25 protein-coding genes are annotated in these 26,241 nt (G+C 50.7%); 6 read left to right on the forward strand and 19 right to left on the reverse strand.

The window, feature by feature from the left end; genetic code table 11:
- Window positions 1–55 precede the first annotated feature (55 nt).
- Window positions 56–1,744 carry an AMP-binding protein gene (locus B9G79_RS15820; RefSeq protein ID WP_088566352.1) on the reverse strand — a complete coding sequence of 563 codons (1,689 nt, stop codon included), beginning with the start codon at window positions 1,742–1,744 and terminating at the stop codon, window positions 56–58.
- 106 nt (window positions 1,745–1,850) lie between these two features.
- Here B9G79_RS15820 and B9G79_RS15825 point away from each other — a divergent pair, with 106 nt between their 5' ends.
- From B9G79_RS15825 to alaS, 3 genes are read left to right on the forward strand one after another with little or no spacing between them, the layout of a single operon-like run.
- Window positions 1,851–2,996, forward strand: a complete 1,146-nt coding sequence (locus tag B9G79_RS15825; protein ID WP_088566925.1) for a metallophosphoesterase — start codon at window positions 1,851–1,853, stop codon at window positions 2,994–2,996.
- 23 nt (window positions 2,997–3,019) lie between these two features.
- Window positions 3,020–3,484 carry a regulatory protein RecX gene (locus B9G79_RS15830; RefSeq protein ID WP_088566353.1) on the forward strand — a complete coding sequence of 155 codons (465 nt, stop codon included), beginning with the start codon at window positions 3,020–3,022 and terminating at the stop codon, window positions 3,482–3,484.
- A complete protein-coding gene (alaS, locus tag B9G79_RS15835; RefSeq protein WP_088566354.1) occupies window positions 3,471–6,194 on the forward strand; it encodes an alanine--tRNA ligase in 2,724 nt (907 codons plus the stop codon). The genes B9G79_RS15830 and alaS overlap by 14 nt, the downstream gene beginning before the upstream one ends.
- A 42-nt stretch (window positions 6,195–6,236) precedes the next feature.
- Here alaS and B9G79_RS15840 read toward each other — a convergent pair whose 3' ends face one another.
- The 3 genes from B9G79_RS15840 to B9G79_RS15850 all read right to left on the reverse strand — a co-directional run bounded on the left by B9G79_RS15840 (window position 6,237) and on the right by B9G79_RS15850 (window position 11,083).
- Window positions 6,237–6,824, reverse strand: coding sequence for a hypothetical protein (locus B9G79_RS15840; RefSeq protein ID WP_088566355.1), 588 nt, complete (start codon window positions 6,822–6,824; stop codon window positions 6,237–6,239).
- Window positions 6,825–6,927: 103 nt separating this feature from the next.
- A complete protein-coding gene (locus B9G79_RS15845; RefSeq protein WP_088566356.1) occupies window positions 6,928–9,228 on the reverse strand; it encodes a hybrid sensor histidine kinase/response regulator in 2,301 nt (766 codons plus the stop codon).
- 10 nt (window positions 9,229–9,238) lie between these two features.
- A complete protein-coding gene (locus tag B9G79_RS15850; protein WP_088566357.1) occupies window positions 9,239–11,083 on the reverse strand; it encodes a hypothetical protein in 1,845 nt (614 codons plus the stop codon).
- A gap of 218 nt (window positions 11,084–11,301) precedes the next feature.
- On the opposite strand from B9G79_RS15850, the gene B9G79_RS15855 reads away from it, so the two are divergent.
- On the forward strand, window positions 11,302–11,691 hold the full coding sequence (locus tag B9G79_RS15855) for a hypothetical protein (protein ID WP_088566358.1): 390 nt from the start codon (window positions 11,302–11,304) through the stop codon (window positions 11,689–11,691).
- Window positions 11,692–11,750: 59 nt separating this feature from the next.
- Here the strand turns inward: B9G79_RS15855 and B9G79_RS15860 are convergent, their stop codons facing one another.
- The 7 genes from B9G79_RS15860 to B9G79_RS15890 all read right to left on the reverse strand — a co-directional run bounded on the left by B9G79_RS15860 (window position 11,751) and on the right by B9G79_RS15890 (window position 17,372).
- Window positions 11,751–11,999 carry a hypothetical protein gene (locus B9G79_RS15860; RefSeq protein WP_232468797.1) on the reverse strand — a complete coding sequence of 83 codons (249 nt, stop codon included), beginning with the start codon at window positions 11,997–11,999 and terminating at the stop codon, window positions 11,751–11,753.
- A gap of 11 nt (window positions 12,000–12,010) precedes the next feature.
- The gene (locus B9G79_RS15865) at window positions 12,011–13,342 is read right to left on the reverse strand and encodes a DUF3373 family protein (protein WP_088566360.1); all 1,332 of its coding nucleotides are present in this window, start codon (window positions 13,340–13,342) and stop codon (window positions 12,011–12,013) included.
- A 209-nt stretch (window positions 13,343–13,551) separates the two neighbouring features.
- Window positions 13,552–13,950 (reverse strand): 30S ribosomal protein S9, encoded by a 399-nt coding sequence (gene rpsI / locus B9G79_RS15870; RefSeq protein ID WP_088566361.1) that lies wholly within the window; start codon window positions 13,948–13,950, stop codon window positions 13,552–13,554.
- Between the two features lie 13 nt (window positions 13,951–13,963).
- Window positions 13,964–14,404 carry a 50S ribosomal protein L13 gene (rplM, locus tag B9G79_RS15875; RefSeq protein ID WP_088566362.1) on the reverse strand — a complete coding sequence of 147 codons (441 nt, stop codon included), beginning with the start codon at window positions 14,402–14,404 and terminating at the stop codon, window positions 13,964–13,966.
- 111 nt (window positions 14,405–14,515) lie between these two features.
- Entirely contained in the window at window positions 14,516–15,304 is a 789-nt protein-coding gene (truA, locus tag B9G79_RS15880; RefSeq protein WP_088566363.1) for a tRNA pseudouridine(38-40) synthase TruA, read from the reverse strand.
- 58 nt (window positions 15,305–15,362) lie between these two features.
- Window positions 15,363–16,442 (reverse strand): hypothetical protein, encoded by a 1,080-nt coding sequence (locus tag B9G79_RS15885; RefSeq protein WP_088566364.1) that lies wholly within the window; start codon window positions 16,440–16,442, stop codon window positions 15,363–15,365.
- Window positions 16,443–16,607: 165 nt separating this feature from the next.
- Window positions 16,608–17,372 (reverse strand): substrate-binding periplasmic protein, encoded by a 765-nt coding sequence (locus B9G79_RS15890; protein ID WP_088566365.1) that lies wholly within the window; start codon window positions 17,370–17,372, stop codon window positions 16,608–16,610.
- A gap of 233 nt (window positions 17,373–17,605) precedes the next feature.
- Between B9G79_RS15890 and B9G79_RS15895 the strand changes: the two genes are divergently transcribed.
- Window positions 17,606–17,860 (forward strand): hypothetical protein, encoded by a 255-nt coding sequence (locus B9G79_RS15895; protein ID WP_088566366.1) that lies wholly within the window; start codon window positions 17,606–17,608, stop codon window positions 17,858–17,860.
- Window positions 17,861–18,029: 169 nt separating this feature from the next.
- Here the strand turns inward: B9G79_RS15895 and B9G79_RS15900 are convergent, their stop codons facing one another.
- From B9G79_RS15900 to B9G79_RS15925, 6 genes are all read right to left on the reverse strand, one after another.
- On the reverse strand, window positions 18,030–19,100 hold the full coding sequence (locus tag B9G79_RS15900; protein WP_088566367.1) for a hypothetical protein: 1,071 nt from the start codon (window positions 19,098–19,100) through the stop codon (window positions 18,030–18,032).
- Window positions 19,097–20,470, reverse strand: a complete 1,374-nt coding sequence (locus B9G79_RS15905) for a CFI-box-CTERM domain-containing protein (RefSeq protein ID WP_232468799.1) — start codon at window positions 20,468–20,470, stop codon at window positions 19,097–19,099. The genes B9G79_RS15900 and B9G79_RS15905 overlap by 4 nt, the downstream gene beginning before the upstream one ends.
- A gap of 150 nt (window positions 20,471–20,620) precedes the next feature.
- Window positions 20,621–21,628: an aspartate-semialdehyde dehydrogenase gene (locus B9G79_RS15910; protein WP_088566368.1), complete on the reverse strand. Its 1,008-nt coding sequence runs from the start codon at window positions 21,626–21,628 to the stop codon at window positions 20,621–20,623.
- A complete protein-coding gene (gene pssA / locus B9G79_RS15915; RefSeq protein ID WP_088566369.1) occupies window positions 21,612–22,469 on the reverse strand; it encodes a CDP-diacylglycerol--serine O-phosphatidyltransferase in 858 nt (285 codons plus the stop codon). Before pssA ends, B9G79_RS15910 begins: the two co-directional genes overlap by 17 nt.
- 73 nt (window positions 22,470–22,542) lie before the next feature.
- Window positions 22,543–23,130: a diacylglycerol/polyprenol kinase family protein gene (locus B9G79_RS15920; protein WP_232468801.1), complete on the reverse strand. Its 588-nt coding sequence runs from the start codon at window positions 23,128–23,130 to the stop codon at window positions 22,543–22,545.
- A 206-nt stretch (window positions 23,131–23,336) separates the two neighbouring features.
- Window positions 23,337–23,840 (reverse strand): hypothetical protein, encoded by a 504-nt coding sequence (locus B9G79_RS15925; RefSeq protein ID WP_088566927.1) that lies wholly within the window; start codon window positions 23,838–23,840, stop codon window positions 23,337–23,339.
- A gap of 137 nt (window positions 23,841–23,977) precedes the next feature.
- On the opposite strand from B9G79_RS15925, the gene B9G79_RS15930 reads away from it, so the two are divergent.
- Entirely contained in the window at window positions 23,978–25,027 is a 1,050-nt protein-coding gene (locus B9G79_RS15930) for a SprB repeat-containing protein (protein WP_088566371.1), read from the forward strand.
- A gap of 28 nt (window positions 25,028–25,055) precedes the next feature.
- On the opposite strand, the gene B9G79_RS15935 is transcribed toward B9G79_RS15930, so the two are convergent.
- Window positions 25,056–25,460, reverse strand: a complete 405-nt coding sequence (locus B9G79_RS15935; protein WP_088566372.1) for an ExbD/TolR family protein — start codon at window positions 25,458–25,460, stop codon at window positions 25,056–25,058.
- Between the two features lie 2 nt (window positions 25,461–25,462).
- Window positions 25,463–26,092: a MotA/TolQ/ExbB proton channel family protein gene (locus B9G79_RS15940; RefSeq protein ID WP_088566373.1), complete on the reverse strand. Its 630-nt coding sequence runs from the start codon at window positions 26,090–26,092 to the stop codon at window positions 25,463–25,465.
- Between the last annotated feature and the right edge of the window lie 149 nt (window positions 26,093–26,241).

Genomic DNA, 26,241 nt, shown 5'->3' on the forward strand with positions numbered 1-26,241 from the left:
CAACAAAGAACGAACAAGAAGGCCTCACCCTTTCAGTCTTGTAACAAGACTAAACTCAAGGCAGTTCTTGCGCCCACGTGTCAGGGATGACGATCTTGGCATCCTCTTCCCAGAACTCATAAGGGGCTTTTTCTCCACTTTTCCTTTTTTCGCGCTCCAGATTTACCAAATCCGAACGGAGCACTTCGCCGGAAGTGTTCTTGGGAATTTCCATGAACTCCACACGGCGTATACGTTTAAATGGAGACAGACGCATGCGTGCAAAGTTCATAATATCCAACGCCAGCTCTTTGCTGGGTTCGACGCCTTTGCTGACAGTGATCAAGGCCTTCGGCACGTTTTCACGAATGGGGTCCGGGCTGGGAATGACCACCGCTTCTCGAATGGCAGGAAATTCTTTCAAGACAAACTCAATCTCGAACGGACTGATGCGATAGTCTGAGGATTTAAACAAACCGTCGATACGATCGCAGTAGGTAAAGTTCCCCATATTGTCCAAATACGCGGAATCCCCGGTGTGATAATACTTTTGTGAAGAATCCAGACCCGACATCAAACCCCAGGGACTGTCAGAGATATCCACACAGATTTCCCCGCTGTCGGTCTCTTCACCCTTGTCGTTAAGCAACGCGATTTTGAAACCAGGCAAGGCTTTCCCGGAAGTGCCGAAGCTGTCCTTTTCTTCCGGGGGCACGCCAATCAGGGTCGCGGACTCGGTCTGACCATAGCCGTCGCGGATGAACAAACCCCACGCATGATGGACTTTTGAAATCAGATCCGCAGTCAAGGGCTCACCGGTGCTGAGGGCTTCGCGCAAGTGCACGTCATACGAACCCAGGTCCTCTTGGCACAGCATGCGCCACACCGTTGGTGGCGCGCAGAAGGTGGTGATCGGGTATTCATCCAGCACATCCAGAATCAGACTGGCATTAAATCGTTTTTCCTTAAACACAAAAACCGTGGCCTCGGCGTTCCATGGCGCAATGAATGAGTTCCAGTCATGCATGGCCCAGCCAGCAGAATTGATTCCGAGATGCACATCCCCCGGATGCAATCCCATCCAATACATTGTCGAAAGATGACCCACCGTAAAGCCCGCGTGGCTATGCTCGACGATTTTTGGTTTCACCGTGTTCGATGAAGTAAAATACCGGAACAGAGGATCGGTGGCCTTCGTGCGTTCGCTGACCTCGAATTCCGCGCTTTCTTTGTACACTTCCGGATAAAAAATCCAGCCGTCCACTTCCGCATCCACAACCACTGAAATCACCCCTGAGGATGTCACATCAAACTTTTCCGTATGCGCTTTCGTGGTGGCGATCATTTTGATTTTTTCGCGATTGAGCCGTTCTTTCAGCTCCTGTTGGGATAACAGTGGGTTGTTCGGAACAATCACCGCGCCGATTTTCATGGCGGCCAGCATGATTTCCCAAAGGGCCGCATCATCTTCAATCAAAAGAAAGACCGAATCCCCTTTTTGCAGTCCTTTGGCTCGCATAAAGTTCGCGGCTTGATTGGAGCGTTTTGAAATTTCGCTGAAACTGAACTTCTTTTCATGTCCGACTTCATCCACCAGCCAAAGACCGATCTTGGTATTGCCTTCAGCCATCGGGTCGAAGTAATCCAGGGCCCAGTTGAAATCATCAAAGCGGGGCCAGCGGAACTGGCTGTAAGCATGTTTATAGTCTGAACGGTGCAGAATCAGAAAGTCCCTCGCCTGCTCAAATTCATTACGAAAACTCATACAAACCTCCCGCGATTTTCCAAGATTATCATTTGTTCCTCGACTCGCCGATCTGTGTTTCTACATTGGACTGTGCAAGAACAGGGCAGTTGTGATAAAAAAATCCATGGGAATTTTTCGTACAGTTGCCAGCACTCTTATTCTTGCGATCTTTGTCTATGTCTCTCACCAGTTGACCCGCTTTACAGACTTTTCGTGGCAGGAAACAACTTTGGTTGTGAGCCTTCTCGCGTTCTTGTTCGCTTTGGTGATTGGAACTTTCCTCTTCTTCTGGAAAGAAAAAAAGCTGGACGTCAATCCATGGCGGGACCGTCTTTTGAATGGCTCCCTGACCGTCATGGCCTATATCAATTTTCTGATCACTCTGGTGATTCTGCGCGATCTGCTGGCCTTTGCTGACAAGATCAGCGGCTCGTGGATTTCCCTGGACACCCTTTACAGCTCCCAGGCCACCGCCGCCTTGATGGGACTGCCGGTGGCGATGATCGCCCTGGGAAATGCCATCGTCCGCCGCGGGGCCCGCGCCAAAGTCATGCCGATTTCTTTTGCCAACCTTCCCTCTGAACTGGAACGCCTGCGCATCGTGCACATCACGGATTTGCATATCAGCCCCAGTCTGCCACTGCGTCTGGTGCAAAAACTGGTTGATCAGGTCAACGCCATGAAGCCGGACCTGGTTGTCTTCACCGGCGACATTCTGGACAGTTTCATTGAAAAACATCAGGCCGAGTTTGAAATCCTGAAAGACATGCGCGCCACCCACGGAATCTATTATGTTCCCGGCAACCACGAATATTACTGGGATGCCCCGAAGGGACTTCAGGCCTTCCGGTCGCTGGGATTCCATGTGCTGATCAATCAGGCCACCACCCTGAACTTCGGCAAGGCCCAATTGCAGATTGCGGGCATTCCCGACCCGGCCGCCCTGCACTTTCGCCAAGAGGGGCCGGAGCTTGAAAAGGTCGCCCACCAACTGCGCCCGGGAACCTTTAAAATTCTTCTGTCCCACCAGCCGTCCCTGGCCCCGCATATTGAAAAACTGGGGGTGGACTTACAGCTTTCCGGCCACACCCACGGCGGACAGTTCTTCCCGTGGAACTGGCTGATCGTGTTCTTTGAACGCTATGCCAAGGGGCTTTATCAGGTCGGAGCTATGCAGCTCTATGTCAATCAGGGAACGGGTTACTGGGGACCGCAACTGCGTCTGGGAACTTATTGCGAACTGACTGAAATTATCCTTCGCAAGGCTTAAAAAACGGGGTATTAATTTCCCCTATGTCCCGAGAGAAAGATCCCCTGAAAACCCGACAAGCCGCCAAGAAAAAGGTCATGGACATGATCGCGCGCCGGGACCATTCCGAAAAAGAACTTCGCACCAAATTGAAAGAGAAGTTCTCAGACGAAGAGGACGTGGGGGATATCATCGATGAAGCCATCGAGTTTGCCAAAGACAACCGCTGGCTGGGCGACCCCGTCGACCTGGCCCATCGTTTGGCCGACATGCTTCATCGCCGTAACAAGGGCATCTATTACATCAACAACTACCTGAAGGAAAAAGGTCTTCCCGCTGTTGAGACAGATCGCGCTTTGGAGCTTGAAAAGGCGCTGGCGATTGTCAAAAATAAGTACGACGAAGACCACAATTTTTCCCGAGAGGAAAAAGCCCGAGTGGGCCGGTTGCTGGCTTCCCGTGGATTCGATTCTGAGACCGTAAGAAAGGTTATTTATGAAAAGCTCTGAGATCAGAAACGCCTTTATCAAATACTTCGAAAAGAACGGACACAAAGTGGTTCCGTCCTCTTCCCTGATTCCTGAAAATGATCCCACGTTGCTTTTCGCCAACGCCGGAATGAATCAGTTCAAGAACACTTTCCTGGGTCTTGAAAAGCGTGACTATTCCCGCGCCGTGACCGCACAAAAGTGCGTGCGCGCCGGCGGTAAGCACAATGACCTGGAAAACGTGGGCTTCACGGCCCGTCACCACACGTTCTTTGAGATGGTGGGGAATTTTTCTTTCGGTGACTATTTCAAAAAAGACGCCATTCATTTTGCCTGGGAATTCCTGACTAAGGAACTGGCGATTCCAAAAGAAAAGCTTTATGTGACCGTGCACATCTCTGACGATGAAGCGGCCGACATCTGGCACAACCAGGAAGGCGTGCCACGCGAGCGCATCTTCCGCTTTGACAAAGACAACTTCTGGAAAATGGGCGACACCGGTCCGTGCGGTCCTTGCACCGAGATCTTCTATGATCACGGGCCTAAAGCCGGGACTATTTCTGATCCATTCAAAGGCATCGAAGCCGGTGAAGACCGTTTCGTTGAAATCTGGAATCTGGTGTTCATGCAGTACTTCGAAAACCCTCCGGGCACATTGACTCCTCTGCCAAAGCCGTCTGTTGACACCGGTGGTGGTCTTGAGCGTATGTCTGCAGCCATGCAGGGCGTGTTCAACAATTACGACACCGACCTGTTCCAGCCAATGATTCAGTTGGCGTGCAAGATCGGGAACATCGAATACATCTCTGACAAAGAAGTGCTGGCGAAAAACCCGGCAGCGGCTGAAACCACCGCCGCTTTGCGCGTTCTAGCCGATCACTGCCGCTCCACTTCCTTCCTGATTGCGGACGGCGCTTTGCCATCCAATGAAGGCCGTGGTTACGTTCTTCGCCGTATCATGAGACGTGCGATCCGTTACGGTCGCAAGCTTTCTGCCGACAAATCCTTCCTGCCAGGCATGGCGGAAGCTTTGATTGAAAGCATGGGCGCGGTTTATCCGGAACTTAAGACCCGCCGCGATCACATCCTGAACACCATCCGTGACGAAGAAGACCGCTTCATCGCCACTTTGGACAAAGGCACCGCGATCCTTGAGGACGAACTGAAAAAAGCCAAATCCAAAGGCATCAAAGAGCTTTCCGGCGAAGTGGTCTTCCGCATGTATGACACTTACGGCTTCCCGGCGGATTTGACCCGCGTGATCGCCAACGAACAAGGCATCGAAGTGAACGAAGCCGCGTTTGAAAAGGAAATGGAAGACAACCGCGCAAAATCCAAAGCCAGCTGGAAAGGCAAATCCATGGGCGCTGATGAGGCGCACATGATCAAGTTTGCCAAAGACTATCTTCAATCCGGCAAATCCGTGACGTTCCTGGGTTATGAAGGCACGATCGGCGACGGCAAAGTCATGGGCCTTTCCAACGGTCAGGCCGAAGTTCAGGAACTAAAAACCGGCGACACCGGTCTGATGATTCTGAATGCGACCACTTTCTATGGTGAAGGTGGCGGTCAGGCTGGTGATGTGGGTTACATCATGAACGACACCAACCGTGCCCGCGTGATCAACACCACGAAGATCGACGATATCGTTCTTCACCACGTTGAAATCGAACACGGCTCCTTCAAAGTGGGCACTGCGGTCGTCACCGGGGTGGATCCGGTTGAAAGACGCAACACGGCTGCGAACCACTCGGCAACTCACTTGTTGCACGCGGCTTTGCGCAAGGTTCTGGGCACTCACGTGACTCAGGCCGGATCTTTGGTTGATTCCCAGAAAACCCGTTTTGACTTCACTCACAACAAACCGGTTTCTTCTGAAGAAATCAAAAAGATCGAAGATCTGGTCAATGAACAGATCGCCCGCTGCAATCCGGTGCAGACCGAGATGATGTCCCACAAGGCAGCCCTTGAAAAAGGTGCGATGGCTTTGTTCGGTGAAAAGTATGCGAGCGACGTGCGCGTTCTGACCATGGGTGATTTCTCGTGCGAGCTTTGCGGTGGTACTCACGTGAAGAACACTTCTGAGATCCGTCTGTTCAAAATCGTTTCAGAAGCAGGTGTCAGCTCGGGTGTTCGCCGTATTGAGGCGATCACGGCTGATAATGCTGTTCAGTACATGATGAGTGCTGTGACCCATCTGGATGATGCTTTGGCGGCGGCCGGCTTCCAAAAAAGCCCGCACTACATCAAGCATCTGGAAACCACCGGCGAAACTGCCACTTTGGCAAATCGTGTGGAGTCCCTGAAAGATCAGGTGAAACAGCTTGAAAAAGAAATGAAGAAGCTTCAGGGCGGTCAGGTGAACGTGGATGACCTGGCAGCAAATGCGCTGACCTTCAAAACCAAAGCAGGTGCTTCGGCGAAACTGGTTCTGGCGGATGTTCCTTTGGATGACCGTCAGGTTCTGGCAGAAGTCACTGATCACCTAAAAAACAAAATCCAGTCCGGCATCGTCGTTGTCGTCGGTCAGGGTGATGGCAGTCATCCGATCATCGTCAGCGTATCGAAAGAAATTTCCGGCGAAACCAAAGCCGGTGATCTTCTGAAAGAGGTCGCGGGTGTGATGGGTGGTAAAGGTGGCGGTCGTCCGGACTTCGCTCAAGGGGCTGCACCGAACCGTGCGCAACTGAACGAAGCCTTCGGCAAAGTGAAATCCATGTTGGGTCTTTAAGACCAAAAAAAAAGGGCCTTCGGGCCCTTTTTCTTTTTCTGCTTACTCGCAGTTCATCGCTGTCCAGTTGTTACGAACGTGGGAAACATAGGCTTGGAACACATCGGCCAGGCCTCCACAAAGATCTTTCAGACCTGTCCCGCAGGAATCCTTTTCTTCCCCCAGATTCACACGCGTTTCATTGGCGTACAAAGACGCATAGGCCGGTTTGTATCTCATCGCGCACATGTCAGCGGATTTCACCGGGGCTGCGCACACGGAAGAACCGCTCAGGATTGTTTTCAGTTCCGACAGACTGCCCGCAGACAGACAGCGTTCCTGAATAACCGTGTTCACTTCATCCACCAGTTGAATGCGGCCTGAATCAGTCGCAATCACCAGTCGATACTGACCCAGCTCGCTGGCTTTGGCAGCGACGCCTTCAACCACGGTGTCAGACACATTGGGAATTTCAACATAAGTGACTTTGGCGGGAGTGCTTGCGGAATCACCACCACCGGAGGGAGGAAGTGCCACAGAAACATCATTCAATGATGCCATTTCAGATGTCTGAAGCGAGTTCTGACTGCAGTTCTGGAATCCAAGAATGAGACACACAGTCCCGGTCAGCAGTGCCAAACGTTTAGTCATGAATTCCCCCTGTTTGCCCGTTTCAATATGAATAGAGGCAAGATCCGTTCCGCGGTCGGACCTTCGTAATATCGGGATAAGCTGTTAGAAACTTAACGCTGTCTTAAGAGTTTGCAGGGGCTGTTTCGATGTCTTCTGCACAGTATTTTTGAACGATTTCCAGAACGGTCTGCTTGCGCACGGGTTTGCCACAGTGCTGGTCCGCCCCGGCCATCAGGCTTTTTTCAATATCTTCGGTGAAACTGTTGGCGGAAATCACCACCACAGGTGTGCGGCGCAGGCCGCGGGCCCGCTCGATCTCGCGCAGCTTTCGGATGGTGTCCAGACCCGACATCTTCGGCATCTGCACATCCATAAAGATCATGTCGTAATGACCCCGCTCCCACATCTCCAGACATTCATATCCGTTGTAGGCCGAATCCGTGGTCACATAATCCAGGCGCTTGATATAGGCTTTCAGCAGGGTGTGGTTTTCTTCCATGTCATCAACAATCAGAATGCCCTTTCGCCCCGTCTCGGACCCTGGTTGCACCACCTGGGGCGGCGGAGCCAGTTCCAGATTAAATCGCGTGCTCCAAAGCTCTGCCCGTCGTGATGTCACCTGAATCGAAAAATGGAAACGGGATCCCACAAACTGACGGCTTTCACAGTAAAGCTCGCCCCCCATCAGATGCACAATCTTCTGAGAAATACTTAAACCCAGGCCCGTGCCCCCGAAACGACGGGTGACGGAAGAATCCTCCTGCCCGAATTCATCAAAGACTTTTTTCAGGTTTTCTTTGGCGATACCAATGCCGGTGTCCTTGACCTCAAAGAAGATGACTTCTTTACCCGGCTCTTTTCCCGGATACGGCTGCACCGTCAGTTCAATTGCACCACGGTCGGTGAACTTCACCGCATTTCCCAGCAGATTCATCAGAACCTGTTTCAAACGCAGGGAATCCCCCACAATCAAGCGGTCATGTTCCGGCGGATGGAAAGTGAACTGCAGATTTTTACGCAGGATCGAAGTGCTGATCAGCGCCTGAACCTCACGCACCAGATCGCTTAACAGGAATTCCCGACTTTCGAGCTGCATGCGGCCTGATTCAAACTTTGAAAAATCCAGGATATTATTCAGCATGCTGAGCAGCGTATCCCCGGCACTTTGCAACGAGATCAAAAGCTCTTTTTGCTCGAAATTCAGATGCGTTTCATTCAACAGCTCTGCCGACCCCAGCATCGCATTTAATGGCGTGCGGATCTCGTGGCTCATGGTTGAAAGGAACAGGGATTTTGCACGGGTTGCGGCTTCCGCACGATCGCGGGAATCCTGCAAGCGGGCCAAAGCCTCTTTGTCCTGCGCGATCACGTACTTTCCGGTCATCCACACCATCAGGGTGAAAACGACATAAGCCACCAGGGCCACAAAACCAAAGAAGAACAAACGGAAGTACAATCCGGAATAAGCCTCTGTCTTTTCCTGATAGATCACCAGATGCCATGGCTTTCCTTTAATCGGACGGGAATAGGTCAGATAGGTTTTGCCATCCGCCCCGGGAAATTCCTGAAGCTGGCGCTGGTTCTGTATATTAAAAACTTTTTGCGAAAGCTTGGGCATCGCCTTGAATTCATCCTGATTCAAAGCCCGCAGATATTTAAAGCCCAGCACCGGCGTGTCCTTGGCAATCAAAGGCAGCACCGGACGACCGTGTTCATCCACGATCAAGGCACCCCCGGTTTCACCCAGCTTAAAGACCCCCAGGCGGTGTGCGATGTCCCCGGCCAAAGTATCAATCCCCACCACGGCTTCAAGCTTTCCGCCATTGCTGAAGATCCCGGTGGAGGTGCTGAACATGATTTTTTCCATGTAGCCCTTGTCGAAATAGAAATCCGAATAATTCACTCCGGAATTCTTTTCATTCATCCACCACCACTGAACATCGGGATCCTTGTCGTAACCGGGTTCCGCAAAGACTTCCGCCACAAAGGTGGATGGGTCATTGTATTTGGGATTGGCAAACAGGGAATAATCGCGGTGAACGACATAAACGTAGGCCTCACGCCCCATGTATTCCCGCGCCAGACGCGGCCCCAAAGCGACCCAAGCATTAAACTGAGTGCTGTGGCTGGCAATTGTGGCCGAGGCAAACTGGCGGAACTTTTCAACTCGAGTGCCCTTGGGCATCACATCGAAAAGTTCGACCATGCTTTTCAGCCGCTGAACATTGGCTTCCAGCGTGGCAAAATCATTATTGATGCGGTCGACTTCCCGGGCGGAAGCCGGTTCCATGCGTTCGCGGATGGCCCGCTGTTCTTGAATGAAAAGATGCGTGCCATACACCCCCAGCACTGTCAAAAGCACCAGGGTTGTCACCAGCTGATTCAGCAGGAATAAATGGACAAAGGTCAGCTTCTTTTTCATTCGCCCCGTATTAGAAGTTCACACCCAATCCAACAGTGCCATAGAAAGTGGTCAACTTCGCGCCGGAACCGTCAGAGTTCTTTTCGTAATAATAGTTCTTCAAACCAAACCCGGCTTCACCGAAGAAGCGCGGAGTCCATAAAACCTTCCCGTGGAAGTTCAGCACATAGTCATCACCCAGAGTGATGTCGCTGTCGGTGGACGAGAGGTATTTGATAAATTCCATGTCCACCCATTTTGGATAGTTCATGAACGGAATCTTGGAAAACCAGTAATCAATCGCACGCGGCATGGAACGGGCCCAGAACAAACCTGCGCCGATCTTCGGCACATTGCTGTCTCCCAACGTCATCGCCTCGTAAGCCACGATCAATCCCAGAGTTTCATCTTTTTCCCACAGACCCGGAGTAAAACGATAGCGCAAATCCGCATCCATCACCGCCAGCTTTACGTCTTCAGAATTGCCGCCCGCTGTGGAAGCCGGCAGATTCGTCAGGGACGTGAAATACTTCGCACTGACTCCCCAGCGCTGTTTGGACAACCAGTAGTTCTGCCAGCCAAACAGATCATTGAACCACCACGAAACGTGGCCTTCACCCAGAACCACATAATCAGAATCACTGGTCACAACACCCGTCAGACGCAAGCTGGCCTCGCCTGCACCGGCACGATAGATTTCCAGGTAAGATTTGTGCGTGGCCTTTTCGCCCGGCACATCCAAAGTCGCCGTGTTCATGGCAAACTTCTGAGGAGTTTCAAAGTTCCAGACGGTGACGTTGTCTTCCATGTCACGCACGGGCATCTGATCCTTGGAAAGATAAGTGCCTTTCAAAGCGCGGGTGGAAATAAAGCGGCGGTCCTTTTGACGGGGCGGTTCGGTGATTTCCAAATTATAGACAAACACCCCGCCGGATTTACCCGGCAAAACCAGACGGGCATTTTTCTGGTTCACATCCGCCTGCCACATGTCAGCGCGGGCGCCAATCGTGCTTTCAAAACCCAGCATCTTGGTCACTGCACCATAGTCTTCACCAACGATATTTTCAGACTCCAGCTTCAAGGGTCTTGGCATATCACCAGTCAGAGTCACGTCACCGGCTTTCTTTTCAGATTCGATCATGTCCCGAATCACCGGAGCCACTGGCTCAGAGACGAATTCATAAGTCGCATCAGAGTCCAGGGTCGCCAGGAACTGCACCGGTGTTCCCACGGCCACTTCCTCAGCCCCTTGCAATTTCTTTTCTTCATTCTGGAAGATCACACGCGGGCTGGCTTCAGACTTGGTTACCCCGATCTGGACGTTGCCGTCTTTGATCTCAACACCGTACCACTGGGAGCAAATGCTGGAATAGCCTTTGCCGGCTTCCGCACGCAGACAGAAACGGAAACGCTCGCCGTCCTTCCACTGAGGACCTTTGCTTTCATTGATCGCTGCAGAGGACCAGGTGCCCGTGCCTTTCACGGGTTGCTTCCACAGCTCTTTCCCCTGCTGACTGATCACAGACACTTCACCGCCGGGAACCAGTTCATGATTCCACGTCAGATTCAAAGTGTTGTTTTCAACTTTGGCCGCCAAAGACTGACTGTCAAACACCAGCCCGCCGATATCGAGCTGCTTGCCTTTGGATTTTTTCAAGTCGTATTCGACCACGGGATTTTTGATCTTCAGCTCTTGATCCACAACAGAGAAGAACAGAGGTCTTGTGAACTCAGTTTCTTTTTTCTCGGGTTTTTCCGTGGTCTCGGCAGAAGCCGCCACGGGCGCTGTTTCTGGAGGGGTGGGTTTTGCTGCCTCTTGTGCAATAGCAGTTTGGCAACCTAAGATGACGACCAAAGATGAAATCAAGCTCTTCACAGATGTTCCTTACGCAAAATTTCGTTAACACTAAGAATAATCTAATAAACATGAATAAGTCCTTTAAATCAGAGCACTTAAGACTTAGTACTAGGACCAGCTTTGCGTCCAATGTGGAACATTGCGTGAGAGCCTAGACAAATAGTGCGATGCATTTGCATTGCATGGTCCAGCACACTGAAATAGCCTCCCTGCGTTTACCTATAGGAGGGTATTAAATGAAAAAGCTACTTATGGCTGCTTTGGTTCTTTTCGGTTCTTCTGCTATGGCAGACACAAGAATCATGACTTGCGTAGTTCCTTCTGAAACTAACGCTGTAACTTTGGCGATTGACCTTGCTGATGACCAGTCCGCTGACTTCGTGATGGTGAACCTGATCGAGCGCTCCAGCAACATGATGTTCTTCTCTCAGATGGACAAAGGCACTATCGCTCAGCAGCTTCAAAACGGTTTCCTGAACATCCTGGCTTTGACTGAAAAGTCTTCTCAAGTTGACGGCGTTATCAAAAACACCGGCTTCCTGGGCTTGAGCCTTGAGTCTGATGGTACTTTCGGTGGCTTCCTGGCTGCTAACGGCAACATCTACCCATTGTCTTGCACGAAGTAATCTGTTCTTAACAGAGCTTTCAAGATGAAATGAAAAACGCCTCGAAAGAGGCGTTTTTTTTATCGTCCAATGACGGCACCCGCGTTGGATTTCAGGCACTTGACCTGGCAACTTTCATACACGGTCACCTTCGTGCCCGGCACACAAGTCAGATACAGCGGTCGAATCATGGACAGCGCCTCTTCATAGCTGATCTTTTTTTTACATTCCTTTTCAATGACTTCCTGAATGGATTCCACCTTGCCGGCATATGCGGACGTGGGCCCCAGCACCACGGTTATCGTCATAAATACTGATAAGAAAATCATAACCCCATCCATTAGAAATCCGTTCTTAGACTGAGGTAATAAGTTTTCAAAACACGATCCGTGCTTTGCACGGGTCCAAACCCAATGGGAGTGGCTGAATAATTCTGCTGGCGATAGCCTGCCCGCAAAGTCACCAGACTCATCCACTTGGTCGTGACATACAAATGCTCACTGTTACCAGGTGTTGAATAAAACCGGGTCAGATCCTCGGGCGCAGCAGAGAAATAAAACGGCACACCCGAACTGGTCAGCCATTCCAAACCCAGCGCCCAGTTCTGAAAACGGTAGCGCGTTGAAAGCAAGGTCAGACTGCCATAGTTGGTCCCGTAATCCTGATCCGTCCCAAACCCCAGCCCCGGAGCCAGCAGCCCATCACTGATCGTGTTGGTGTAAGTATGACTGAGCGATACATCCAAAGCCGTCTGCGCGATGCTGTTCAGCTCAAGCAATGCTGTCAGACCATCACCCTGCAGATTCAGGTCTGAAGTCCCCGCCCCCGTTGAAAACGGCAAACGTCCACTTTTATAGTACTGAAGAATGGCACCCAGCTCATCCGTCCACGACTGATTCTTCAACGTGTAATCAAGCTGTACCGAACCCATATTGATCAGTGTTTCAGTGTCATCACCAACCTGAACACCAGCATTGGTGTCATCAGTCGGCGGACGCAAAAACTTTCTGTTTCCACCCCACACCACATCGGTGAAAGGAGTGTAAAGCACGCGCACCGCCAGTTCATGATTCAATGGCAGATGTGAATCCGCGCGGAAGGTGACCGCGACTCCGTCCAACGGAGCATCAAAGGTCAGCAGCGGATAAGTTCCCTGTCTGGGCAGCATATCCCAGAAATGTTCCGGGCTGCCATTCACCGTCGGCAGTCGTCCCACCGACAGGGTCCAAATGGATTCAGGGCAGGAAAGATCCACATAGGCTTTTTCCAGGTAAATCAAAGAACCCGAATTCGAATACACCCCTTCAACATCATGAATGTAGGTGGGATCACCACCTTGCGAACGCCAGTTGTTCATGAACTTCGTCGCTGTCAAACGGGTGTAGACGCGAATTTGCGGATTGATCTCGGCATCCGCATTCAAAGAAAGACGCAAACGCAGGTACTGCAGATCCGGATTATCAAAAGTTTCAGGGACATTTTCTTCAGCCGAGATGTGATCGTAAGTGGAAATCAAAAAGCCTGAAAGATTGAAGTAACGAAGGTTCTGATTGGCTTCCAGCTCTGCAAGACGTTCTTCGACGGTTTTGGGAGTTGTCACATACATGGAAGCCTGATGGGCCTGCACCACAGATCCCAAGAACAACAGCAATAAGCCAACAGCATTCTTCATGCAGCGCCTCCCCCATATAGAGGACTAGCACCCGCATGACAGCCTTGCAATGAGAGTAAAATTACAATTCCAGGGGAATTATAAACAATAATATGTATGCAGAAAAATTGAGAGCTTTAAAGACAGGGATTTTGGATAAAAAAAAAGGGAGCTCGAAAGCTCCCTTTTTTCTTCCATTCGCAATTCTCGAAAGAATGCGTCCGAGCAAATTAACGCTTGGAGTATTGGAATCTACGGCGTGCACCTGCTTTACCGTATTTTTTACGCTCAACCATACGAGGATCACGTGTAACGAATCCAGCTTTCTTCAAGATCCCTTTGAATTCAGGATTGAAAGCGATCAAAGCACGAGTGATACCCAAACGGATCGCACCAGCTTGTCCAGACTCACCACCACCTGCAACAGTGATTTTAGCGTCGAATTTGCCGATTTGGTTCAAAAGATCAAGAGGCTGTACGATCACCATGCGGGATTGCATACGAGTCAAATAATCTTCAGATTTTTTACCGTTGATTGTGATAGTGCCTTTACCAGGCTTCAAGAAAACGCGCGCGGAGCTTGTTTTTCTTCTTCCAGTTGCATAGTAGAATTTATCTGCTGCTGCCATGTTCTATCTCCGATTATTTCTTAGAAGGAAGGGTGTAAAGAGCCGGCTTTTGAGCAGCATGAGGATGCTCAGCACCAGTGTAAGCCTTCATTTTCATGATAACGTGACGGGATAGCTTGTTTGTTGGAAGCATACCGCGAACAGCTTCGTGAATGATGAAAGTAGAATCTTTCTCTTTCGCTTGAGCTGCTGTCATCTCTTTCAAAGAACCGAAGAAGCGAGTGTGAGAGTAGTACTTCTTGTCCTGCCACTTAGTTCCAGAAAGCTCCATCTTGTCCGTGTTGATAACAACTACGAAGTCGCCAGTATCAACGTTAGGAGTGTAGATAGCTTTGTTTTTACCACGAAGGATAGTCGCTACGTGAGTTGCTACACGACCAACTTTTTGGCCAGCAGCATCGACGATCCACCATTTTCTTTCAACTTCTTCTGCTTTTGCATTGAAAGTCTTCATTTAGAGTCTCCAGTTTCATTGTGAACAGTCAGTTTTACCGTCTGCCTGTTCGGCAAAAATATGTTTGAGTTTAACAACGGGCTCTTACACTATTTTGCGGGAAGGGATGTTTTAAAGTTCTAGGCACCTATTGTCAAGGTCCTGAGGATAATAAACCTTCATCAGGTACAGGCCCTGTGCGGGCGCCGGAGGACCGGCTTTCATGCGGTCTTGAGCCGCAATAATCTCCTGCATTTTTGAAGGCTCCAGGCCTTTGCGTTCCAAAAACATTGAGGTCCCCACAATATTTCGGACCATCTGCTTTAAAAAGCCGCTGCCGGTGATCGTGAACTGCAATACACCGGGTTTACGCCATTCCCAGTCCGCCTTATAAATCTCACGAACCGTGTCCGGGACCGGGGTTCCGACGGATTGGAAGCTTTTAAAGTCTTGATTTCCCAAGAGATATTTCGAACTTTCCTGCAAATGTTCGATATTGATCGGCAGGCGCACCCAGTCCGCATATCTATTTAAATGAGCGCTGGGACGGGGTTTGTTCACTATAAGATAGCGATAGGTTTTATGAGTCGCCGACAAGGTCGCATGGAAGTCATCCGGTGCAATCCAGGCTTTCTTGGCCACAATTGACGGAGGCAGATGGGAGTTCAAGGCCCAGCACAGGTCCCATTTCTTGCTTGGATCAATCTTGCGATGCGTAGAAAAGTGGCAAACCTGGTTCAGGGCATGAACCCCGGCATCGGTTCGGCCGGAGGCAAACAGGGTGATTTTTTCATTGAAGACCTTGGACAGGGCCTCTTCGATCACCTGAGCGACCGAAATCTGGTCCTCGGGTTTTTGTTTCTGCCAGCCGCAGAATCCTGTTCCGTCATAAGCAACGGTAAAGCGCACTTTAGTAGTCATGCGCGGGAACCTATCAGGTTCCCCTTAAGGCCGCAAGATGGCGGGAACTTTTAACAGCCTAGAACAAAGCTCCCTGACAGGTGACGATCTTGCCGCCGAAGTGGGCATAGTTTCTCAAGGCCGAGATGATATTGTCTTTAAATCCTTTCAAAGCCGGCAGCGACGCCTTCAACCCCTCCATACGGAAAAGATAGTATCTGGTCGCATGATCCTGATACACGAGGAAAATACCAATACCCGGAGGCATCGACATCCCGGTGGAAGCCGCCCAACCAAACTGATTCGGCCCTTGGCGGAAGACTCCCGTCGCCCCACCGTACATCGTTGTATTTTTCTGATGCGTGAAAGCCCCGTCACGTTTTTCAAACACAAGACCATAAGTGCCTGCCGCAGAAATCTCTGCCACACCGGTCAGGGTTTTCTTCAGGCGCTCAACATCCATGAAAATCTCAAAGACCATTTTTGATTTGCCGTCAGATCCCACCTGGCGCGAAACACCTGCACCCAGTCCCAGCATATAAAAGAACCCGCCGGATTCAGGAATGAACCGGCCAATGCTTCTGCCACGCAGAGCCTCCATCACCTTTTGCGGCAGCGCCAGCCCCGCCCCGATGGAAACCATCATCGTTCCGCCCTTCACATTACTGCGGGAAACGACATGGGAACTTTCATAAAAACGATTGTTCAGTTCATTCAAAGCCTTGTTGATCTTACCCGGCTTCACACGGAAGAACGACAGCACACGCGCGAACTTACCCAGAAACGCTGACTTCTTGGCCAGGAACTTGGCGATGTCGGCATCAGAAAGTTCCAGCAGTTTTTCCAGCTCCGCTTCGCTGCGCGGGCCTTCGAATTCATACAGTTTGTCTGTGGGAATATCGGCTGTCATCGCCGCGCGGGCTCTTGCAATAAAGGCCTTGCGGTTGAAGTCTTTCTCGCCCTCCACCACTTCAGACAAATCCAGCTTTATCACCGCCTCATCCGCGATGTCGGTGCGCGGAGCTTTCTGGTTTTCTGTTTGAAGGGGTGTGGATTCAAAAAGCAGGAGATTGGCGTCGTCTTCAGCAATGGCGTGAACGCCGGTCAAAGAAACGGCAGCGATCAAAAGCAGGCTTTTGAAAAGGGTGCGAATGGCCATGGGAACTCCTGTTCCCGCTAAAAAGAGCAATGGGCATACCAACCGGCAAATAAGAGAAAAGCCCTAAAAATCCCCTTATCTCTGCTAAATTGCTTATAAGACCAGAACCACCCCCGGCCCCAGTCAGCCCTGTGACAGGAAACCGAAAATAGGCACTTCCGGCGCCTAGCGGAAGTTTTCCAAAGGGACATCCTTACCCAGCCAGCGCTGCATGATGCGGGCATAGTCCGGCGAGGTTTTCAGCTTTCTTAAACCCCGATCCAGCTTTTCACGCAGCTCACGGCTTTGCGGATGGGAGCGGGAAAAATGGACATAGATGGGCTCATTGCTCAGCTCTAAAACCGTGCTCACTTTGCCGCGAAACTGGGGGTTTCTTTGCAGGTAATAGTACAAAACCATTTCGTCGATGGCGGCGTAGTTTATCCGGCCGGTCACCACCAGCTTCAATGAAGTCATGTCATTGGCGGTGAAGTGCTTCAGGATCTTTTTGTTATCGTCGAATTCCTTCCCAAATGGAAAACCGCTGGGTAGTGCCACCGTCTCCCCTTCAAGGTCACGGACGACACGGATGGATTTGGTCTTTTTTACATGGCGATTGGTGACAATCAATCCGCGGCTGCGGAACAGGTGCTCATCCGGGAAGATGTATTTTTCAACCAGCTCCTGATTTTTTGCCGAGTTAAAGCAGCCTGGCTCTTTCCCGATGGCGGTCAAAGCCAAACAGCGCAGGTATGGAACTTCCAAAAGCTCGACTTCTGCTGATTCCAGTTCAAGTGCGGCTTGCACCAGATCCACGGACACGCCCTGCAGCCGGCCTTTCTCCACATAGGAAAATGGCGGCCAGTTGTCCTCGGCAAGGACACGATAGCTTTTGGCCTGCGCACACACGCAAGCAAGCAGGACTGGCAGAATCCAATACAGACGGGTCACTTAAAACTCCTCAATTCAAAGAAGTAAATACAAAAGAGTTTTGAAATCCCCTAATTACTTGTTGGAAATCAAAGCAGAGCGGGACCATCTGTGTTCCGCCAGTTTTCTGTTGGCAACGCCCGAAACTTGGTAATTACCCTTTTTTCACAACATTTACTGGGAATTGACCGGCACCGGCGAAAGGCGTATTTCCTGTCCCACTTTTTTAAATTAATAAAATAAGGAGTTATTCCATGAAAACATTGTTCGCAGTATTGATGCTTGTTTCCGGTTCCGCGGTTGCTTCTGACGTTAACTACTCTCGTATTACTGACGAGTACTATGTAGACTTCATCAGCTGGTGCGATTCCAACAACGTAATGGGCCAGGACAGCCAAGGTCAAACTTACGTAAAATACAACTGCTCTGAGTACGCTCAAACTTGCCGCCAGACAGTTACTCACCGTCACAACAGAACTCTTTACTTCGCAGCTTGCTCTGACAAATAGTTCTGATTCTTCAAAATTGAAGACAAAAAAAGGCGCTCTCTGAAAGAGGCGCCTTTTTTTATTTTACCGCATACCGAAAGCCAAAGGCTGGTCAAAAGGGTTCAGATGCACAAAATGCCTCTGGCATTTTGAGGCGAAGCCCACGCGGAGGTGGGCCCTTTTCACCAGCCTAGTAGTCGACCGTGACGCCCGCGCCGATAATCCCGCCTGAAAAATCGACATCTTCACTGAACGTCTGCAACTGGCGGTATTCCAATGACAGCCACAGGTTGTTGATGCCGTATTCAGAGCTCAGGGTGAAGGCCGTGTCGTCACTCATCGCAGCGATATTAAACAGCAAACCACCCGCCCCATACACACCCGGCGTACCCACCACGGACGGCGACTTGCCATCGTCACGGATTTCAACCACACCGATATACGTGCCCCCGGCAGATACATACGGTGCAATCCACTGACGATCACTCCACTCCAGACGATACACCCCACCCACATTAAGCGGAACCGCCAGGAAGGAATATTCCTCTTTTGCCTCTTGATTCGGGAACTGCGGATCAGGAGTGATAAATCTTCCCTGACCTGTGGCATACAGCAACCCAAGTCCTGCCTGGATGCCCAAACTGCCATAGCCATTAAACGGCTTCCATTCATAGTCAAACATGAACATCGCCTGGGACGAGCTACCGTACATGGAATCATAGTTGGTCACGCCGTCAGCAGAATCAATCTTCGGAGGGTCCATCATCCCGACACGGAAGGTGCCGGACTCTTTCGAAGCCGAAGGCGGCTTTACACGATAAACGTAGGCGCCATCTTTCGTGATGGTCATCAGGCCTTTAGCGGCCTGCGGGTGCTGGATGTACTCCACACCACCGCTCTTGGAACGACGAACCACTTCGACCTGCGGTGTTTTCTTCACCGGAGCCACTTGCTGAGGAGGCTCTTCAGGAATTACCACCGGAGCCGTCTCTTCAACCACAGCCGGAGTTTCCTCCTCCAGCATCAGATCTTCTTCGATTTTGGAATCACTGGGCGTCTGCTCATTCAGGTTCACGGTGCCGGACTCTTTACCGGGAGCCGCACTTTGAATCTCGTCCTCGATTTGCAGGTCCTCACCTTCGAATTCGGTTTCTTCCTGAACGAATGGAGGCTCTTGCGGCGGACCCTGTTCCTGAGCCTGGACGGCGTGGAAGGAAACAACGGCCAGCAGAACTACAAAATACTTATGCCAGGCATTCACGCTTCACCCCGCGTTCTGCGACCGGCGACAAAACGACGGTACATTTCATAAACGGACACACCTGCCAAAGCCGCAAACAGCAAGGTCACCCACAGACCAAAAGTCACGCTCATGCGGGCAAAGAACAGCAGAGGCCACAAAGCCGTGCGCACTGCCGCTTTCGCAACTTCATTTTCAGCGATCAGATTCGCATAGAAAGGACTGTGCTTATAATAAAGCTTCACCAATTTCGTCCCGATGCTGTTGCTAAGAAGGTACTTGTTACGGAAGTCACGGAAGCTTTGAACTTCCGGAGCCATGTCACTGCCAAAGGCCGCCGTGGCGATAAAGCAGCTTTTGTCATCCAGAAGGCCGACGACTTTCGAAGGTGTCGCGCACAGGCTGATGGCATCGACCCCGCCAGAAGTCCCCGGCAGTGGAGAATAATAAGAAACAATACCGGTCTTGTCCTGATTGGCCATGACCATGCAATAGCGGACGTCATTATCCAGTCCGTCGATGCGGTTGTCTCTTTCAGGGTCCACCAGTTGGATATAACTGGAGGCATTTGAAATGCGCGCAATAGTGGTGTTGTCATCCTCGCCATCCAGTTGCTTTTCATAGAAAAACACGGGACCAGCGTATTCAATGCCTGGTGCCGTGCTGGCAGGATAATCATCCGCTCGCGCCAGTTGGTCGGCATAAATCTTTTCATCCCCACGATAGGCACTGAAATAACAGTAACCCGAGCCTGCAGGAATTGTGATGTCATCGGTCGGACAGTTGGTATAGACCCAGTCGGAGCCGTCGGTTTTTGCCACACGCCCCATCACCTTGAATGTCATCAAATCGTTGGTGGTTGTGGAATCCGTTGTGGTTTTAAAGCCCACAGAAAGTTCACCGCTGAAGTCCGCCACGCATCCACCGCTTTGCCCCAGCTTCTGGCACAGCTCACCCCAGGTGACCTGCACATTCAAAATACCATCCGCCAAAGTCGGATTGATGGAAGGGGTCAGCGTGTCTTCACCCACTTTAATGATGGCATCAGCCAAGACAGCCGACGTGTTGCTGGATTGAACACGGATCGTGATACGAAGGTTGTTATAGGCATTTTTCTTATTGCACGGCCACAGTTTGGAACTGGAAACCGTTTCGCCACTGCAACTGTCGCAAGTCGCAGTGGAATTCGCATCCGCCGTGCAAGTTCCGGCAAAGCCCGCATACAGCGTGGTTTTGGTTTCCGTTGTTGCCAGATCAATGCGAGAAGCCCCATCCACAGAAACAAGTGTGATCGTGGCCAGAGCCGGAGCAGAAAGCAGCAGTCCCCCCAGCAAGGTGGAAAGTGCAAACGTTCTAAGGTGATGCTGATATCCCGTCCATGGAAGTCTCATCCTTTAATCGAACCATGCTAAGGTCCGGAAGTCAAAAAATGCCCCCCGCCCCGACCTAGGTCGGCACCGCCCGGCAGTGCTGGAGCGCCGGCAGGCGCGCAAGCTGAAGCAGCTTCAAATTAAAAAGGCCATCGTCAGATGGCCTTTTTATCAGCTGAAGAAGATCTTTTCCGCGATCTGGATGCCGTTCAGGGCGGCTCCTTTGCGGATGTTGTCGGAAACAACCCACATCAGCCACATCTTTGGATTTTCCGGGTCGCGGTGAACACGGCCCACATAGACCGGGTCTTTGCCAGAAACATCGCGGGCCAAGGGATAAACGCTTTTCTTGGGTTCATCCTGAACTACGATGCCTTCCTGCCCCTGAAGGGCCGCCATGACTTCGTCACGGCTGACGGATTTGTTCAAAGTCACCCACACGGATTCACTGTGAGCATTCAAAGCCGGGATACGCACGGTGAATGCGGACACCTTTAGATCTTTTTGACCCAAAATCTTGCGGGTCTCTTTCATGATCTTCACTTCTTCGCTGCAGTAACCTTCATCGTTGAAGGAACCAATCTGGGGAATGCAGTTGAACAAAATAGTGTGCGGGAATGTTTTTGGATCTGTCGGTTTCTGATGGTTGGAGGTCTGTTCGATCAATTCGTCATGACCGCCCTGACCAGCTCCGCTCACCGCCTGGTATGTGCTGACACGCACTTCTTCCAGACCGAATTTTTCAAGCAACGGTTTCAACGCCACCACCAACTGAATGGTGGAGCAGTTTGGATTGGCGATGATCTGAGGTTTGGAATCCTTGTTCACCAGATCGCCGTTCACTTCCGGAACGATCAACACGGTGTTGGGATCCATGCGGAAGGCAGCCGAGTTGTCCACGGCAAAAGCCCCTGCCGCCACAGCCTTCGGGGCCCATTCAGCAGAGATGTCGTCTCCGGAAGAGAAGAAAACCAGATCCAGCCCGTCAAAGCAGCCGTCCTTCAAAACCTGACAAGGCCATTGCTGGCCTTGCAGTTCAATTTTCTTACCCAGAGAGTTTTCAGAAGCAAAGGGGCGCAGTTCTGCAATTGGGAAGCTGCGCTCTGACAGGATGTTCATGAAGGTTTGGCCGACCATTCCGGTCGCGCCAACCACACCGACTTTAAGTTTTCTTTTCATCTTTCTTCGCCTCTTCTTCCTCTTCTTCGAGGACCAGATCGCTTTCATGCACAGATGCAGGAGCGTACACACTTGGCTTGATCTTACGGATGTTTTTTCCAAGTTTGAAGACACCGAAAACAGCGCCCAAAACCGCGTAAGCCATGAAGAGAACGAACAGCATTACTTCCGGACGAAGTGCCACGACAACCAGAACACCGACACCCAGAATCAGGTAACGGAACGGCAGACGCTCTTTCAAATCCAGATCTTTAAAGCTGCGGAAGCGGAAGTTGGATACCATCACCAACGCCAGCAAAATAGTCATCACCAGCAAACCATAGTTGCCCAGCGGTTCCAATTCCAGATCCTGGAATGCCAGAACGGAAGACGCCACGATCCCCGCCGCCATTGGGATCGGCAGACCCTGGAAGTAGTTCTTTTCAACCACGTTCGCCTGAACATTGAAACGCGCCAAACGAAGCGCACCGCAAGCCACGAACAGGAAACACGCCACCCAGCCCAAGCGACCAAACGGCTGCAAAGCCCACAAGAACAACAGCGTGCCCGGAGCCATACCGAAACTGACCAGGTCACACAAAGAATCGTATTCCGCACCGAATTTGCTGGTGGAACGGGTCAAACGCGCCAAGCGGCCGTCCAACTGGTCAAACACCGCCGCGACAACAATCGCGTAAGCTGCGTAAAGATAGTTACCTTTGATGGATTGGATGACGGCAAAGAAACCAGAGAACAAATTCCCTGTGGTCATCAAATTTGGAAGAATATAAATGTACATCGCCAAGCGCTGAGCTTTGGCATCGTCAGAATCAATTTTATCAAGATGAGTATCAGTAGCCATTTTTCGTCCACCTAAGCTAGAAAATGTATGCGGTTGGAGTGGCGGAAAAGACCCGTCTCCAACCTCAACGACATTAGCTTACGGCTGCGAAAAATCCAAAGAAATAAAACAGGATAGTCAATCCGACAGCGCTCATCAGAGGCAAAGTCAGATTGTCATCAAGCTTGGCAACAGGAATCAATTCAGCAAAAGCTCCCACCAAACCGGCAAACAAGCTGACCACAATCAGACGATCCATCAGATAATTATGGTAGATCAGATAAATGAACGTGACAGCCGCGCAAACAAAGAACGCCGCCATGAATCCTTGAATGGATTTATGACCAAAGATCTTGTCCTTGCCGTAAAGAATCCCAAAGTAGCTCGCGATCGGATCGGCAAAAGCCAGGAACAACAGCGTCAACGCCACGATCGGACGAGGGAAAAGGATATTAACAATCAAAACACCGCTGAGCAGGAAGGTTGTCCCCGCCAGTTTTTTCACTTCGCTTTGACGCATGATGGGCTTAAAGGCGTGCATCGCCCAGTCATTCAAAGCAGGGTATTTCAAACGAAGAAAATCAAAAGGAACAAACAGACTCCACGCGACGATCAGCACGGTCATGGAAACAGCCGGTGGCATGTACACATAAGCCAGGAACATCGCGAAGACTCCAGACATATGCCAGATCTTTCGAGCATAATGAATGTCCGAACGTTTTTTTAGATCCACAGGTTGGGTCAATCCTTCAATGAGCATCAGTATAAATCCACTTATTGTCCGCGCTTCAACGCAGGGACGGTGGCTAACTTAAAGGCAGAGTAACTGAAGATCAATTTAATTGATCTTACTCTAGCTGGACGCATTAAGATGTTGATTTTAAAGGATTAAATCTGACTGGAGCGAACCAAAAGGACTTCTTCAACAGCCTTGCCGGAACGTTCACGATAGCGAATCGTGATTTCGTTATCGCCCTTTTTAAGCTGAATCAGATCCGTTTGATATTTGTCAGTGCCACGCAGGAAAATGGAAGCCGTGTAGCCATTGCTCTTATTAATGATCTCCACGTCGCCTTCTTTAAAGCCACGCAGACAATTTTTACCCTCAAACTGGACATAGCCGCTGTCCACGCTCAACGGGCTCAGGGCTTTTTTTGCACAGCTCAAATCAAACTGCGTCAGACGGCTGACCGCCGCGACCTTCGCACTCGGAATGCTGGCGGGCTCACGACCCCCGGCAAGTGCAGGTGCTTGCGCCGACTCAAACACTTCCTCTTCAGCCACGACATACGAATCTTCCGTCAAATTCATGAACGTCGGAATTCCCAAAAGGAGAACCAACACGAAAGTGACAATAATGAACTGAGTGTCTGAAGGTTGTGCTTTAAACATACCTTTTATCATCGGAATCCCTGCGCAGGACTTTAGCTGTGTCATTTTGAGATCCACCGATCAAAAAACAGCCATTTTGCTTTAGTTTTTCCACATTTCTTCCGTATTAAAGTCCAGGTACTTGGGGGAAAGTAACTATGAATGGCCGTATTCTTCGGAAAATTCGGAATTTTCGCGTCCTTTCGGCGTTGATCATCGCTTCCCTTACTATTGTCAGCTTTCAAAACTGTGCTCCACAAAATTCATTCTGCAGTGGTGACTGCGCTGAAGAGGGTTCCACCACGGAAGCTTCCAAAGGCAGCGGCAGCAGCTCGGGCGGTCGTACCGACATCTGGGGTTCCCGTCCTGGGGGCACTGGCGGCGTGAACATGGGTGGAGGTTCCAATTCTTCAGGTTCGGGCTCGTCCACGGGCGGCGGCGGTGGCGCGGTCATCATTGGTGGCGGCGGCAGCAGCGGGGGTTCTTCCGGGGGTATCAGCACTGGTGGCGGCAGCTCTTCCGGAGGCGGTTCTTCAGACGGAACTTTCCGCATCACCAATCAGCCCACGGGTGTCAGTGTTCAGGAAAACGGCGACTTCCAGTTGGACGTGGCCGTGACCGGCGGAACCCAGCCTTACACTTATCAGTGGTATGTGAACAGCAAGGCTATTACAGGCGGCTTCGGCAACTATGCGTTCCTGGCCGGGCGTGCTGACAGTTGGAAAAACGAGGGCACTTACTATGTAGTTATCAAAGACAACAAAGGTCAAAGTCTGCAAAGCACGATGGCGCGCGTGACGATTCTGGAGCCCACTGTGGGATGCACCGCTGGCAAGTACTTCACTTACACCAATGCCACCTACGATCAGGGCTACAACTATTTCACCGAATACTTTGATGGTCCGCGCGGAAAATTCCTGCTGCACCAAAGCTATGACATCTACAACATGCTGTTCCCGTATCCGAGCTACAGCCAGTTGACTTACTTCAATGTGCCTGCGAATTTGAACTATCTGGACAAGACGTGGATCAGTTGCCGCTCAACCATTCCGCGCATTCATTCTCCGGCGGTGAATCCCAACTATTATGATTATGGCGACCGTTACGACGACACCTCCGAATGGAAGTACGACGGCAACGTTGCCTTTGAGTGCCGGAACAAAAAACTGAAATTGATTTCAAACACCTGCAAATGGGTGCGAAGATAAAAAAAGGGCGAAGAGCCCTTTTTTATTTCTATTTTTTATCGATACTGATCGCGAACTTCTTAACCCCGGAACCTTTGACGATATCCAGAAGTCCCACCACTTTCCCGTGAGGCACATCTTTGTCCGCCGAGATGATGGCCTGAACATCCGCGTTCTTGCCCACTTCTTCAGTAGCTTTGGCGCGAACGTCCTCTTCCGTCACGAAGGATCCATTCAGGTTGATGCGTCCGTCAGCAGTCAAAGCAATATTCAGCTTGCTCGGAGCTGTCTGATCACCGCTGGCTGCTTTGGGCAGATTCACGTTGATCGTGGGCTTCATAAACATGGGTGCTGTCACCATGAAGATGATCAGAACCACAAGAATGATGTCCACGAGCGGAACGACGTTAATGTCCGCTATGGCTTCATTATTGTCGCTGTTATTAAATGCCATTTTTAAACACCTTTTTTCTTAGCGTAAGCCAGGCACAACTCTTTCACGCTTTCCAGATTCTGGAACACACCACGAACCTGTTTGCTGTAATAGTTGTACGCTGCCACCGCCGGGATCGCCACGAACAGACCCGCTGCCGTTGCCACAAGGGCCATAGAGATACCCGCCATCACCGTCTGCTGACCCGCCTCCGGAGCTGTCGCCAGATCGTTAAAGGCTTTCATGATACCCAAAACCGTACCGAACAAGCCGATATACGGAGCATTGGAGCCAACTGTTGCCAGGAAACCCAGGAACTTTTCCAGCTCTGGACGCTCGGTCAATGCAAAGGTGTTGAAGATTTCAGAAAGACCTTTGCTGCCCGCGTCTCTCATATGTTTCAAAGCGTAACCTGCTGCACGGCCCTCGATGGAATTAGGATCTTTCGCAAGATCTTCCACGTCTTCCAGGCTGTTGCTCTGAAGTGCCAGCTTGATGCGAGCGCGCACTCGTTGCGACTCAGCGGAAACTTTCTTCAGGGCAAAATACCGCTCCAGAATCATGCCGATGCTCAATACGCTGAGAACAAGCAAGATCCACAAAACAACCTGATCCGCCAAGTGAGCAATAGTAAATATCTTTTCCGTGAGCATGGGTGATTCCTCCAAATCTTTGACTGCGCTGTCTAATTGATCCATTATCACTAAAACCATTACATACGGTCAAGGTATGCGGAAAATCATTTTAACTCTCACACTCATCCTTCTGAGTTTGGTCCAGCTCTCCTGCCAAACAAAAGACA

It is taken from the genome of Bdellovibrio bacteriovorus (assembly GCF_002208115.1).
GTDB lineage: Bacteria > Bdellovibrionota > Bdellovibrionia > Bdellovibrionales > Bdellovibrionaceae > Bdellovibrio > Bdellovibrio bacteriovorus_C.

Excerpts from the sequence above, each read along its gene's own strand:
- B9G79_RS15820 (WP_088566352.1), bottom strand. The coding sequence starts at position 1,744 with ATGAGTTTTCGTAATGAATTTGAGCAGGCGAGGGACTTTCTGATTCTG.
- B9G79_RS15825 (WP_088566925.1), top strand. The coding sequence starts at position 1,851 with ATGGGAATTTTTCGTACAGTTGCCAGCACTCTTATTCTTGCGATCTTT.
- B9G79_RS15830 (WP_088566353.1), top strand. The coding sequence starts at position 3,020 with ATGTCCCGAGAGAAAGATCCCCTGAAAACCCGACAAGCCGCCAAGAAA.
- alaS (WP_088566354.1), top strand. The coding sequence starts at position 3,471 with ATGAAAAGCTCTGAGATCAGAAACGCCTTTATCAAATACTTCGAAAAG.
- B9G79_RS15840 (WP_088566355.1), bottom strand. The coding sequence starts at position 6,824 with ATGACTAAACGTTTGGCACTGCTGACCGGGACTGTGTGTCTCATTCTT.
- B9G79_RS15845 (WP_088566356.1), bottom strand. The coding sequence starts at position 9,228 with ATGAAAAAGAAGCTGACCTTTGTCCATTTATTCCTGCTGAATCAGCTG.
- B9G79_RS15855 (WP_088566358.1), top strand. The coding sequence starts at position 11,302 with ATGAAAAAGCTACTTATGGCTGCTTTGGTTCTTTTCGGTTCTTCTGCT.
- B9G79_RS15860 (WP_232468797.1), bottom strand. The coding sequence starts at position 11,999 with ATGATTTTCTTATCAGTATTTATGACGATAACCGTGGTGCTGGGGCCC.
- B9G79_RS15865 (WP_088566360.1), bottom strand. The coding sequence starts at position 13,342 with ATGAAGAATGCTGTTGGCTTATTGCTGTTGTTCTTGGGATCTGTGGTG.
- rpsI (WP_088566361.1), bottom strand. The coding sequence starts at position 13,950 with ATGGCAGCAGCAGATAAATTCTACTATGCAACTGGAAGAAGAAAAACA.
- rplM (WP_088566362.1), bottom strand. The coding sequence starts at position 14,404 with ATGAAGACTTTCAATGCAAAAGCAGAAGAAGTTGAAAGAAAATGGTGG.
- truA (WP_088566363.1), bottom strand. The coding sequence starts at position 15,304 with ATGACTACTAAAGTGCGCTTTACCGTTGCTTATGACGGAACAGGATTC.
- B9G79_RS15885 (WP_088566364.1), bottom strand. The coding sequence starts at position 16,442 with ATGGCCATTCGCACCCTTTTCAAAAGCCTGCTTTTGATCGCTGCCGTT.
- B9G79_RS15895 (WP_088566366.1), top strand. The coding sequence starts at position 17,606 with ATGAAAACATTGTTCGCAGTATTGATGCTTGTTTCCGGTTCCGCGGTT.
- B9G79_RS15905 (WP_232468799.1), bottom strand. The coding sequence starts at position 20,470 with ATGAGACTTCCATGGACGGGATATCAGCATCACCTTAGAACGTTTGCA.
- B9G79_RS15910 (WP_088566368.1), bottom strand. The coding sequence starts at position 21,628 with ATGAAAAGAAAACTTAAAGTCGGTGTGGTTGGCGCGACCGGAATGGTC.
- pssA (WP_088566369.1), bottom strand. The coding sequence starts at position 22,469 with ATGGCTACTGATACTCATCTTGATAAAATTGATTCTGACGATGCCAAA.
- B9G79_RS15920 (WP_232468801.1), bottom strand. The coding sequence starts at position 23,130 with ATGTCTGGAGTCTTCGCGATGTTCCTGGCTTATGTGTACATGCCACCG.
- B9G79_RS15925 (WP_088566927.1), bottom strand. The coding sequence starts at position 23,840 with ATGTTTAAAGCACAACCTTCAGACACTCAGTTCATTATTGTCACTTTC.
- B9G79_RS15930 (WP_088566371.1), top strand. The coding sequence starts at position 23,978 with ATGAATGGCCGTATTCTTCGGAAAATTCGGAATTTTCGCGTCCTTTCG.
- B9G79_RS15935 (WP_088566372.1), bottom strand. The coding sequence starts at position 25,460 with ATGGCATTTAATAACAGCGACAATAATGAAGCCATAGCGGACATTAAC.
- B9G79_RS15940 (WP_088566373.1), bottom strand. The coding sequence starts at position 26,092 with ATGCTCACGGAAAAGATATTTACTATTGCTCACTTGGCGGATCAGGTT.